14 protein-coding genes are annotated in these 10538 nt (G+C 67.7%); 4 read left to right on the top strand and 10 right to left on the bottom strand.

Annotated elements, in window-relative coordinates; translation table 11 throughout:
* The 4 genes from DW306_RS19125 to DW306_RS19110 form a co-directional block, all read right to left on the bottom strand.
* Window positions 1–579 (bottom strand): hypothetical protein (locus tag DW306_RS19125; RefSeq protein ID WP_136057153.1); only part of this gene is annotated, 579 nt, incomplete at its 3' end.
* 1 nt (window position 580) lies between these two features.
* Complete coding sequence (gene truA / locus DW306_RS19120; protein ID WP_136057152.1) at window positions 581–1429, bottom strand: tRNA pseudouridine(38-40) synthase TruA; 849 nt, start codon at window positions 1427–1429, stop codon at window positions 581–583.
* Between the two features lie 41 nt (window positions 1430–1470).
* Window positions 1471–3012 carry an APC family permease gene (locus DW306_RS19115; protein ID WP_136057151.1) on the bottom strand — a complete coding sequence of 514 codons (1542 nt, stop codon included), beginning with the start codon at window positions 3010–3012 and terminating at the stop codon, window positions 1471–1473.
* 98 nt (window positions 3013–3110) lie between these two features.
* The gene (locus tag DW306_RS19110; protein WP_136057150.1) at window positions 3111–3476 is read right to left on the bottom strand and encodes a helix-turn-helix domain-containing protein; all 366 of its coding nucleotides are present in this window, start codon (window positions 3474–3476) and stop codon (window positions 3111–3113) included.
* A 93-nt stretch (window positions 3477–3569) separates the two neighbouring features.
* Between DW306_RS19110 and DW306_RS19105 the strand changes: the two genes are divergently transcribed.
* Window positions 3570–4415 (top strand): SDR family oxidoreductase, encoded by an 846-nt coding sequence (locus DW306_RS19105; RefSeq protein WP_136057149.1) that lies wholly within the window; start codon window positions 3570–3572, stop codon window positions 4413–4415.
* A gap of 76 nt (window positions 4416–4491) precedes the next feature.
* On the opposite strand, the gene DW306_RS19100 is transcribed toward DW306_RS19105, so the two are convergent.
* From DW306_RS19100 to DW306_RS19085, 4 genes are all read right to left on the bottom strand, one after another.
* Window positions 4492–4902: a hypothetical protein gene (locus DW306_RS19100; RefSeq protein WP_240747279.1), complete on the bottom strand. Its 411-nt coding sequence runs from the start codon at window positions 4900–4902 to the stop codon at window positions 4492–4494.
* Window positions 4881–5504 (bottom strand): Asp23/Gls24 family envelope stress response protein, encoded by a 624-nt coding sequence (locus DW306_RS19095; protein ID WP_136057148.1) that lies wholly within the window; start codon window positions 5502–5504, stop codon window positions 4881–4883. Before DW306_RS19095 ends, DW306_RS19100 begins: the two co-directional genes overlap by 22 nt.
* Window positions 5501–6067, bottom strand: a complete 567-nt coding sequence (locus DW306_RS19090) for a sigma-70 family RNA polymerase sigma factor (protein WP_136057147.1) — start codon at window positions 6065–6067, stop codon at window positions 5501–5503. Before DW306_RS19090 ends, DW306_RS19095 begins: the two co-directional genes overlap by 4 nt.
* 122 nt (window positions 6068–6189) lie before the next feature.
* Entirely contained in the window at window positions 6190–6633 is a 444-nt protein-coding gene (locus DW306_RS19085) for an Asp23/Gls24 family envelope stress response protein (RefSeq protein WP_240747280.1), read from the bottom strand.
* 182 nt (window positions 6634–6815) lie between these two features.
* Between DW306_RS19085 and DW306_RS19080 the strand changes: the two genes are divergently transcribed.
* A complete protein-coding gene (locus DW306_RS19080) occupies window positions 6816–7445 on the top strand; it encodes a TetR/AcrR family transcriptional regulator (RefSeq protein WP_136057146.1) in 630 nt (209 codons plus the stop codon).
* Window positions 7446–9131, top strand: a complete 1686-nt coding sequence (locus tag DW306_RS19075) for an MDR family MFS transporter (protein WP_136057145.1) — start codon at window positions 7446–7448, stop codon at window positions 9129–9131.
* 7 nt (window positions 9132–9138) lie between these two features.
* On the opposite strand, the gene DW306_RS21395 is transcribed toward DW306_RS19075, so the two are convergent.
* A complete protein-coding gene (locus tag DW306_RS21395) occupies window positions 9139–9306 on the bottom strand; it encodes a hypothetical protein (RefSeq protein WP_168429380.1) in 168 nt (55 codons plus the stop codon).
* A 181-nt stretch (window positions 9307–9487) separates the two neighbouring features.
* Between DW306_RS21395 and DW306_RS19070 the strand changes: the two genes are divergently transcribed.
* Entirely contained in the window at window positions 9488–9790 is a 303-nt protein-coding gene (locus DW306_RS19070; protein ID WP_240747278.1) for a hypothetical protein, read from the top strand.
* A 28-nt stretch (window positions 9791–9818) separates the two neighbouring features.
* Here DW306_RS19070 and DW306_RS19065 read toward each other — a convergent pair whose 3' ends face one another.
* Window positions 9819–10532, bottom strand: a complete 714-nt coding sequence (locus DW306_RS19065) for a TIGR00266 family protein (protein ID WP_136057144.1) — start codon at window positions 10530–10532, stop codon at window positions 9819–9821.
* Between the last annotated feature and the right edge of the window lie 6 nt (window positions 10533–10538).

Genomic DNA, 10538 nt, shown 5'->3' with positions numbered 1-10538 from the left:
CGACCGCTGCGCGCTCACCCGCTCCTGCGTGCGCGCGACTCCCCGTCGTCCGGCCCGTCGCACCAGCTCGGCGAGGAGGGCCACGGCCGCGATGACGGCGAGCGCGATCCAGAACTCGGCGTCCTCGCGGAGGTCTTCGTCGAGCAGCAGCCCGAGCGCGAGGAGGATGCCCAGCCCGGCCACGCACCAGAAGAGCACCAGGCCGTAGGTCTGCAGATGGGCGAACGGAGGCTTGCTCAGCTCCCGCCGCAGCTGACGCTGGGGCACATCCTCGGGACGGGCCAGAGCACTCGCCTCGACCGCACGGAACGCCGCCGAGCGCTCCGCGACCATCACCAGCGGAACGACGACGGCGAGGATCGCGCCTGCCGCCAGGATCACGCCCATGCTCGCCCGGAACACCGGATCGAGATCGATCTCGCGGTAGAGCGACGACAACGCTTCTTCGCCGACGATCCCCATCACGAGGATGGCGAGGAAGCCGTACAGCGTGCCGACGATCAGCCCGACACAGGTGTCGAGGAAGGCCCGCCAGAACGCCCAGCCCGGCGACGACACCTCGACGAAGGACGAGCCCACGTCAGTCGACCTCGCGGTCGCGGCGAGCGCGTGTCTGCGCGGCCCGGGCGCCGAGCAGCTCGTCGGCGGGATACCCGACCTCGGTCAGCGTCAGTCCCCGCGCGGCCAGCACCTTGAACTCGCTGGTGCGGATGAGCGCGTCGCGCAGCACCACGAGATCGCCGACGTCGAGACGCCCCTCGCCGACCGCGACGCAGCCGCCCACCAGCGCCCGCACCATGCTGTGACAGAACGCATCGGCCTTGACCTCGGCGACGAGCACCCCGTCGGCATCACGCTCCCACCGGTAGTCGAGAAGCGTGCGGATCGTCGTCGCCTCCTCGCGCGGCTTGCAGTACGCGGCGAAGTCATGGAGTCCGATGAGGGTGCGCGCCGCGGCATCCATGGCCTGCGCGTCGAGACGCCCGCGGACGGTCGTCGTGTCGAGCCGGCGGAGCGGGTCGTACCCGGCCTCGAGATCGGCGAGCCGGTAGCGATAGCGGCGCCACACGGCGGAGAAGCGCGCATCGAAGCCCTCCGGGGCGAGCGAGCTCCGGGTCACCGTCACGTCGGAGTAGGCGCCGAGCACGCCGCGCATGCGTCCGGCGATGGAGCCCGCGGGGTCCTGCGCAGCGCGACCGTGCCGCGCCTCGATACGCGCCCACTGGGTCTCGTCGAGGTCGACGTGGGCCACCTGCCCGGTCGCGTGCACTCCGGCATCCGTGCGTCCGGCGACGACGAACTGCACGTCGGAGCCGACGATGCGGGCGAGCGCGGGTTCGAGAGTGCCCTGCACCGTGCGGAGGGTCGGCTGCTTCGCCCACCCGCGGAAATGGGTGCCGTCGTAGGCGATGTCGAGCCGGATGCGCACGGAGCAAGCCTAGGACAAGCTCGCCGACGCGCTCCTGCCGCTCAGATGCCGCCGTCGATCGAGCGGATCGTCACACTCGGCTCGTCGGGAACCATCACCTGGGTGTCGCGGTTCAGGCTCTCGCCGCGGAAGAACCGCTTCGAACGCGGGAACAGGTACCAGACGAACATCAGCACCAGACCGATCGCGAGCGAGCCGATGCCGATCACGAAGGTGCCGCCGATGCCGAAGAGCACCGTGTATCCGTAATCCACGTCCCACATGTCGATCGCGGACTGGATGAACGCCCACGCCAGCATGAGGCCGCCCAGCAGCGGGAACAGCCCCTTGAAGAAGAAGTCCCGAGCGGAGCTGGTCAGATCCTTGCGGAAGTACCAGACGCACGCGAACCCGGTGATCGCGTAGTAGAAGGCGATCGCGAGACCCAGCGACAGGATCGAGTCCTGCAGGATGTTGTCGCTGATCAGCGTCATCCCGACGTAGTACGCCACGGCGACGACGCCCATGACGATGGTCGAGAACGACGGGGTCTTGTAGGTCGGGTGCACGTCCTTGAACTTCGCCGGCAGTGCCCGATAGACGCCCATCGCGAGCGTTCCCCGAGCGGTCGGGAGGATCGTGGTCTGCGTCGACGAGATGGCCGAGATGACCACGGCGACGACCAGGACCCACCCGAACGGCCCGAGCAGGCCATCCTTGATCGCGAGGAAGAAGTCGTCGGCGTTCGCCTCGTTGCCGAGGCCCGTGCCGCTCTCGCCGAGACCGGCGTACATCATCGCGGCGATGGTCACGCCCACGTAGGTGAAGAGCAGGATGACGGTCGTGAGCAGGGCTGCACGGCCAGGGATGCGCTTCGGGTCCTTCGTCTCCTCGTTCAGCGCGAGGCAGGTGTCCCAGCCCCAGTAGATGAAGAGGGCGAGCAGGATGGCCTCGGTGAACCCGCCGAAATCGGTGAAGGCGAACGGGTTCAGCCACTCGATGTCGAACGGCGTCGCGTCGGGGGCGGTTCCGGCGAAGAACTGCCAGAGCGCCGCGACCACGAAGATCGCGAGCGCCAGGTACTGGATGCCGAGCAGGATGTTCTGGATCCGCTCGCCGATCTCGACGCCGCGCCAGCTGACCCAGGTCATGGCCGCGATGAACAGCACGGCGACGACGACGACGCGCCAGTCGTTGTTCTCCAGGTCCTGACCGATCAGCGACCAGAAGTAGACCGAGGCGATCTGTGCGAGGTTCGCGAGCACCACCATGCCGGCGACCGCGACTCCCCAGCCGCCCATCCAGCCGACCCACGGGCCGAAGGCCTTGGTCCCCCAGGTGAAGGTGGTGCCGCAGTCGGGAACCGCGTTGTTGAGCTCCCGATAGGCGAAGGCGATGAGCAGCATCGGCACGAACGCGATGATGAACGCGATCGGCGCCTGCGCGCCCACGGCGAGCACGACGAATCCGAGCGTCGCGACGAGCGAGTACACCGGAGCCGTCGAGGCCAGACCGATGACGGTCGATCCCCAGAGTCCCAGTGTTCCCGCAGCCAGACCCTTGCCGTCGGGTCGTTCCAGGTGAATCGGCGTGGTTGCTGCCATGTCAGAACAGTAGAGCCACTGCGGTTCTCGCGTCAATCGTTTTCTCGTGGCGACGGATTCCGCATCATCGACGGGTATACGGCGACGGAATCCGCAGTTCAGTCTCTGCCAAGCATCCCGTCGGCGTGGTCGGCGACCCACTCCATCAGCGGCAGCATCCGCTCCATCAGATCGCCGCCCAGCGGAGTCAGGCTGTACTCGACGTGCGGAGGCACGGTCGGCAGCGATTCCCGATGCACCAGGCCGTCGTCGGCGAGCGTGCGGAGCGTCGACGCGAGCATCTTCTCGCTGATGCCGTCGACCTCGCGGCGGAGCTCACCCCACCGATGCGTTCCGTCGGAGAGGGACGACAGCACCAGCACGCCCCACTTGCTCATGATGTGGTCGAGCACGACACGCGTGCCGCAGCCCTGGTCGAACACCTGCGGCGTCGATTCCTTTATCTGCGCAAAACTCACCGACATGTAGGTACCTTACCTCAAAGTGGGTACCCCCTCGGTGGAATGTTATGCACGCCCGCGGGGGTTGTCGAGGGTGTCACCCACGAAAGGACACTCATGACCACCCTCATCACCGGCGCGACCGGCAACCTCGGCCGTCTCATCATCGAAAGCCTCATCGAGCGGGGCGCGGATCCGCAGTCGATCGTCGCCGGCGCGCGCGATGTCGCCAAGGGCGCCGACCTGGGCGTGCCCGTCGTGCACCTCGACTACACGGATGCCGCGTCGATCGAGGCGGCGCTGCGCGGCGTCGACTCCGTCGTCCTGGTGTCCGGCTCCGAGGTCGGGCAGCGCGTCGCGCAGCACCGCGCGGTCATCGACGCCGCGAAGGCCGCGGGAGTCTCCAAGCTCGTCTACACCAGCGCCCCGAAGGCCACCACGAGCGACCTGGTCCTGGCGCCCGAGCACAAGGCGACGGAGGAGCTCATCGCGGCATCCGGCATCCCCGCGGTGATCCTCCGCAACAACTGGTACACCGAGAACTACGCCGCCGACCTCGCGCGCGCCGCCGAGACCGGCGTGCTCGCCGCGGGCGTCGGCGACGGACGCGTCGCCTCGGCGAGCCGCAAGGACTTCGCGGATGCCGCCGCCGCCGTCGTCCTCGAAGACGGCCACGTCGGCGCGGTGTACGAGCTCGGCGGCGACGTCGCCTGGAACTACGGCGAGCTCGCCGCGGCCATCTCCGAGATCACGGGTCGCGCGGTCGAGTACCGGCCGCTTACGCCCGATGAGCAGACCGTAGCCCTGGAAGCCGCAGGTCTCGACGCTGGAACCATCGGCTTCGTGGTGGCCCTCGACGCCGGCATCCGCGACGGCGCACTCGCCGACACCGACGGCACGCTCGCACGCCTCATCGGCCGCCCCACCACGCCGCTCGTCGACGGCCTGCGCGCCGTCGCCTGACCCCGCCGAACGCAGCGAACGTCGACGCGCCGCTCCTCACCATCGGGGAGCGGCGCGTCGACCGTTCCGGGGAACGTCAGGCGGCTTCGCGGGACTGCACGTACACGACGGTCAGCGTGATGCTCTCCCGCACCAGGCCCTCCGCACGCAGCAGGGTGTCGATCGCCGCGTAGGCCGAATGGAGCACCGCAGACGCGTGGGAGTGGACGTCGAGGCCGAGCGACGCCTCCACCGCGATGCCGTCGGCGCCCGACGCGACGGAGACGATGGGTCCGCCTTCCCCGCCGGTGCCGAGGGCGGCCGCTCCGGCGCGCAGCAGATTGGAGATCAACGACCCCGACCGATACACGTTCCGCACGCCTGGCGTCGCCCGCACGACCGCCTCGACCCGCGCGGCGAGCGCGGCACGGGCGTCCGCCGTCAGCTCCGCCGTCACCTCCGCTTCCGGGATCACCGCTTCCGGGATCACCGCTTCCGCTCCGTCCATGACGCCACCTCCTGGATGTCCCTGATCACGATGTCGATCGCGACGATGTTGAGTTCGGTGAGGCTGCTCAGGCGCTCTCCCACCTCTGCGCGGAGGCGATCCGCGAGGCTCGGGATCGGCTCGCCGTGGAAGACGTTCACCTCGATCTCGATACGGATCGGCGCGGCGGGCACGGCCACGTCGCCATCGAGCCGGCAACGTCCGACCAGCACTCCGGGAACGGCATTCTCGGCCGATCGGATGATGCCGCGCACCGCGCCCTCGGTGATCGCGAGATCGACGTCCGGGTCCGGCGACTCGAACGGGATCCTCCGCCCGGCGCGCGCGTCGAGAGCGATGCCGCTAAGGATGCGGTCGACCCAGCTCTCATCCGCCTGGGGGGCTGCCTCGGTATCCGCGTCCATCAGCTCGTCGCCGAGGCCGTGCAGGCTCTCGAGAGCGTCGAGGGCCAGCTGGCACCCGGGCGACTCCTCGATCGACGGTTCCACGGGCCGGCGTCCCGCTTCGAGATAGTCGGTCAGTTCCTCGATCGTGTGTCCATCGAGATCGGTCGGCTCGAGACCGAGCGCGCGATGCATGGACTCCCTGTGTTCGTCGGTCATCGCCACTCCTCCATTCGCACGATCATGTATTTCCTCGCCCGAGCGAGCAGACCGCGAGCCGTCGTCGCCGGGATGTCGAGTTCCTCGGCGATCTCGTCGTACGAGTAGCCGCCCATCTCCCGAAGCACCCAGCACTGGCGCTGCGAATCGGGAAGCTCACGCAATGCGGCACTGAGCGCCGCGACGCCGGCCCGCGCCTCGACGACCTCGGCGGGTGACGAGTTCGACGGGGCAGGGCTGTCGATGTCGTCGATGTCGACGACCGGTCGGAGCGCCCGGATGCGGTCGACGGCCTTGCGGCTGACGATCCTCATCAGCCAGCTCTTCACCTTGGACGGATCCTCGAGTTCGGAGAACCGCCGCCAGGCCGTGACGAACGCCTCCTGCACGACGTCATCGACATCGGCCGAGCCGTTGAGCATCCGCTGGGTGTACGCGCGCATCATCGGGGTATACCGGCGGACGAGGACCGCGAAGGCCTCGACGTCGCCGTCCATCGCGCGACCGGCGACGATGCGGTCGTCCGCATAGTCGAGCGCTCGTCGAAACCGTTCGTCTTCCATCTGCCCACTTCCCCGCACTGATCCCCGAAGAGGTTCGGAACGGACGCGCCCTTGGATCGGATCATCTCATCGATTCATGTGAATGGGATCGACTCGCCGGGAGCCGTCCCCGCTGGGATGGGTCACAGCACTCGCGAGTCGGATTCGACGACCTCGACCTCGTCGTCGTCGCCGGACGGGATGTGCACGTCGTTGATGGTCACGTTGACCTCGGTCACCTCCAGGTTGACCAGTTCGACCATGGCCTGATGGATGGCGGTGCGCACCCCGTCCGCCACCTTCTGGAGCGACACGGGGTATTCGGCGACGATCGTCACGTCGACGGCGACCTGGGTCTCGCCGACCTCGACGCGGATGCCCTGTGCGAGGTCGCTCGTGTTGAGTGCGTCGCGGATCGCGCCGACCATACGGGCTGCTCCGCCACCGAGAGCGTAGACACCCTCGACGTCGCGCGCCGCGATGCCCGCGATCTTCGCCACGACGGCGTCTTCGATGATCGTGCTGCCCGTCGCGATTCCCGCGGTCGTCGAGACGACGGTGGTCTGCTTCGGGGTGCTGTTGGTCACGTTCGCCACGATGGCTCCTTCGTCGTTCGGCCGCCTCCGTTCCGGAGCCGGGTCGCACTTCGTCGACACCACTAAGACGGATGTCGACAGCAGATCGTCACAGATTGGTCCGAGATTCTTTTGTCTCTCTGAAGGCGGAGCTTTCAGTGCACTCCAAGGTTGATAGTGCAAAGTTGCACTTTATGGAGCAGGGTGCAGATTCACTACGCGATCAGCGCAAGCGCGAGACATCGCGCGCGCTGACCTCAGCCGCGCGACGACTCACGACCGAGAAGGGCTTCGCCGGCTTCACGGTCGAAGAGCTGTGCGCCGAGGTCGGAGTCTCGCGCCGCACCTTCTTCAACTACTTCGAGAGCAAGGAGAACGCGGTCTTCGGCTTCGCCACGATCGACTCCCGGCAGGAAGCGCTGGAAGAGGCGTTCGTCACCGAGAGCGGCCCCCTGCTCGACGACTTCATCCGGCTGACCATCCTCCGCTTCGGGCTGTTCAACCCTTTGGAGGATGCCGCGGAGCTCTTCGCCGTGATCGAGCAGGAGCCGCGACTGCTGAAAGCCGCGTTCGAGCAGCTCGCGAAGAACGAGCGCCGCGACATCGAGCTGATCTCGCAGCGGGTGGGCGACGCCGAAGACGTCGAACTCCACGCCGAGGTCATGGTGCAGTCCGTGGGGGCACTCGTGCGCCTGTCCGTGGATCAGCTCCTGCACCACCACTCGACCGAGTCCTTCGAGGCGCTCATCAGGCGACGCCTCGAGATCGCCCGCTCCGTCTACACCCCGACACCGGTCTCCACCCCGACACAGAAAGCCGACTGAATGTCCGCCACCATCACGAAGGATGCGCCCTTCCTGCTCACGAAGCGTCGCATCTGGATCATCTTCGGCGCCCTCATCGCCGGCATGCTGCTCTCCAGCCTCGACCAGACCATCGTCTCGACCGCGATGCCGACCATCGTCGGACAGCTCGGCGGCGTCGACCACCAGGTCTGGATCACCACCGCGTACCTGCTGGCCACGACGATCGTGATGCCGATCTACGGCAAGTTCGGCGATGTGCTGGGCCGGCGGAACCTCTTCCTGATCGCGATCGCGCTGTTCACGCTGGCGTCCGTCGGCTGCGCCTTCGCGACCGACTTCTGGATGTTCGTCGTGTTCCGCGCGCTCCAGGGCCTCGGCGGCGGCGGTCTGATGATCCTGTCGCAGGCGATCATCGCCGACATCGTGCCCGCCAACGAGCGCGGAAAGTACATGGGACCCCTCGGCGCCGTCTTCGGACTCTCGGCGGTCGCGGGACCCCTCCTCGGCGGATTCTTCGTCGATCACCTGACCTGGCAGTGGGCGTTCTACATCAACATCCCGGTCGGGATCGCCGCGTTCATCATCGCGCTCGTGGCACTCAAGCTGCCCAGCAAGAAGGCGCAGAAGCCGATCGACATCTTCGGTGTCATCTTCCTCTCGATCGCCACGACCTGCCTGATCTTCTTCACCGACTTCGGCGGCGACGCCGAGTTCGGCTGGGACTCGCTCGCGACCTGGGCGTGGGGCGCGGGGCTCGTCGTCGCGGCGACGGCGTTCGTGATCACGGAGTCGCGCGTGCAGGATCCGATCATCCCGCTGAGCCTGTTCCGCAACCCGATCTTCGTGAACGCGACGGCGATCGGCCTCGTGCTCGGGATCGGCATGTTCGCCGCCATCGGCTTCGTGCCCACGTTCCTGCAGATGTCGTCCGGCACCTCGGCCGCGGCATCCGGCCTGCTGATGATCCCGATGATGGTGGGCCTGATCGGCACGTCGATCTTCTCCGGCATCGCGATCTCGAAGACCGGGAAGTACAAGATGTACCCGATCCTCGGCACGATCATCACCGGTCTCGCGATGGTCGCCATGACGACCCTCTCGGCGTCGACGCCGATCTGGCTGATCTGCGTCTTCCTGTTCTTCTTCGGCGCGGGGCTCGGCCTGATCATGCAGGTCGTGGTGCTCGTGGTGCAGAACGCCGTCCCTGCGGGAGAGATCGGCACGGCGACGAGCACGAACAACTACTTCCGCGAGGTGGGTGCGTCGCTCGGCACCGCCGTCTTCGGAACGATCTTCACGACCCGACTGACCGAGAACCTCCGCGGAGTCTTCGCGGGCGCCGGTGCGTCACCGGACGCCGCCTCGGATGCCGCGTCGTCGATCGACCCGGCCACGCTGAGCACGCTCCCGGACGAGGTGCGCGAGGGCATCGTCACCGCCTACGCCGACGCGTTGGCTCCCGTGTTCTGGTACCTCGTGCCGTTCATCGCGCTCGCGCTGCTGCTGTCGCTCTTCCTCAAGCAGATCCCGCTGTCGGATCAGGCGGGCCTCGTGGCCCGTGGCGAGGCGATCAGCGGCGAAGAGGCGGAGCGCCTGGAGGCCGAACTGCGCAACGGCGGACGCCCGGATGCGAGACGAGCGGATGCCGACGGCGGGCCGACCGACGCGACGGGCGACGCCGAATCGACACCCGCCCGCCGCTGACTCGCGATCAGGGGAGGTCGGAGACCTCCACCTCGTCGTCATCGTCCTCCGTCGACGCCTGGTCGTCGATCGGGGACGAAGGGTCGGGGTCGTGATCGGTGGTCACGAAGTCCGGGTCGGCGCCGAGGGCGTCGACCTCGGGCTGGTCATCGGAAGTGCTCTGCGGGTCTGACATGGTCTGTCTCCGATCAGTGGGGCGGGTGGAGGGCCAGTCTCGCCCGCAGGTCGGGCACACCGGAACCCCTTGACAGAGCGCACCGGATCACACGAGGAGCGCGCGGCATCCACGCGTGATCCTGTCAAGGGGCTACCCGTCGCTGCGCTCTCGCGTCATCCTTCAAGCTGAGGACGGGAGAATGATGCAGCAGGAGTCAGACCAGCGACTCGTACTGATCCGAGTCAGTGCGGAAGCCTGGGCCATCCACGACCTGCACTACCCCGACGGCGACCACCGTCGGCTGGTGTGCCGGATCTTCGAGGACACTCCGGCTGATGTCGAGGTGCAGTGGCTGCGCGACCTCCCGCTCGCTCCCCGCTATCCATCCGTCGATGACGTGCTCGAATCCGTACGGCATTTCCAGAACGCGCGCCGTGCCACGCGTCCGATCCCGATCGCCCACCGACCTCCGCCGTCGCCCTGGGACCGCGGGTATCTCTGAGAGTCGCACCGATGAGTCGCACGGCCCTCTAGGAGCTGATCGAGCTTCCCGCACGATCGGGCAGATACGGCTCGATCGCCGCCGCGAGCTTCGCCGGCGTCATCGACTGCAGCCAGATCCGACCCGGCCCATGGATCTCCGCGAGGAAGAGCGAGTCGCCGAAGAACTTGTTCTTGATGCCCTTGATCGACGTGAACTGCAGGTCCATGCTCGCATCGAACATCGCGAGATGTCCGGGGTGGATCAGCAGCGACTGCCCTGCAGCCAGGGTGTACTCGGTGATCTCCCCCGCGAGCTGCACCCAGGCGGTGCCGGTGCCGGTCAGCTTCTGGAACACCACGCCCGCCCCGCCGAAGATCCCCGCGCCGAGCTTCTTCTGCAGCCCGACCGAGACCTCCACGTCGGCCGTGCTCGCGGTATAGGAGCCGGCCTGCACCATGAACTGGTCGGCCGCGTCGATGTCCATCTGGCGGATGGTTCCCGGCAGCTGCGCAGCGAACGCCACCAGGCCGCCCTGGGCCGGCGCGGTGTACTCGGTGAGGAAGAGCTGCGCCCCGCCCAGCACGCGCTTCAGGCCGCTCATGAAGCCGCCCTGTCCTCCGGTTCCGTGCACCGTGGAGGTGTCCAGAGCGAAGCCCGGAGACATCCAGGCCACGTCTCCGCCCTCCGCCACGATCCTCTCCCCCGCCTCGAGCGTGACTTCGAGCACGGGCATGGTCGTTCCTGAGATGGATGACTTCATGGCTCC

The organism is Microbacterium sp. K24, from assembly GCF_004794465.1.
Classification (GTDB): domain Bacteria; phylum Actinomycetota; class Actinomycetes; order Actinomycetales; family Microbacteriaceae; genus Microbacterium.
The sequence above is the reverse complement of the archived record's forward strand: the minus strand, read 5'-3'. Positions and strand labels throughout refer to the sequence as shown.

What these genes read in the sequence shown, in the direction of transcription:
- DW306_RS19115 (WP_136057151.1), bottom strand. Translation starts at nt 3,012, where the DNA reads ATGGCAGCAACCACGCCGATTCACCTGGAACGACCCGACGGCAAGGGT.
- DW306_RS21395 (WP_168429380.1), bottom strand. Translation starts at nt 9,306, where the DNA reads ATGTCAGACCCGCAGAGCACTTCCGATGACCAGCCCGAGGTCGACGCC.
- DW306_RS19090 (WP_136057147.1), bottom strand. Translation starts at nt 6,067, where the DNA reads ATGGAAGACGAACGGTTTCGACGAGCGCTCGACTATGCGGACGACCGC.
- DW306_RS19080 (WP_136057146.1), top strand. Translation starts at nt 6,816, where the DNA reads ATGGAGCAGGGTGCAGATTCACTACGCGATCAGCGCAAGCGCGAGACA.
- DW306_RS19110 (WP_136057150.1), bottom strand. Translation starts at nt 3,476, where the DNA reads ATGTCGGTGAGTTTTGCGCAGATAAAGGAATCGACGCCGCAGGTGTTC.
- DW306_RS19065 (WP_136057144.1), bottom strand. Translation starts at nt 10,532, where the DNA reads ATGAAGTCATCCATCTCAGGAACGACCATGCCCGTGCTCGAAGTCACG.
- DW306_RS19070 (WP_240747278.1), top strand. Translation starts at nt 9,488, where the DNA reads ATGATGCAGCAGGAGTCAGACCAGCGACTCGTACTGATCCGAGTCAGT.
- DW306_RS19105 (WP_136057149.1), top strand. Translation starts at nt 3,570, where the DNA reads ATGACCACCCTCATCACCGGCGCGACCGGCAACCTCGGCCGTCTCATC.
- DW306_RS19075 (WP_136057145.1), top strand. Translation starts at nt 7,446, where the DNA reads ATGTCCGCCACCATCACGAAGGATGCGCCCTTCCTGCTCACGAAGCGT.
- DW306_RS19095 (WP_136057148.1), bottom strand. Translation starts at nt 5,504, where the DNA reads ATGACCGACGAACACAGGGAGTCCATGCATCGCGCGCTCGGTCTCGAG.
- DW306_RS19100 (WP_240747279.1), bottom strand. Translation starts at nt 4,902, where the DNA reads ATGGACGGAGCGGAAGCGGTGATCCCGGAAGCGGTGATCCCGGAAGCG.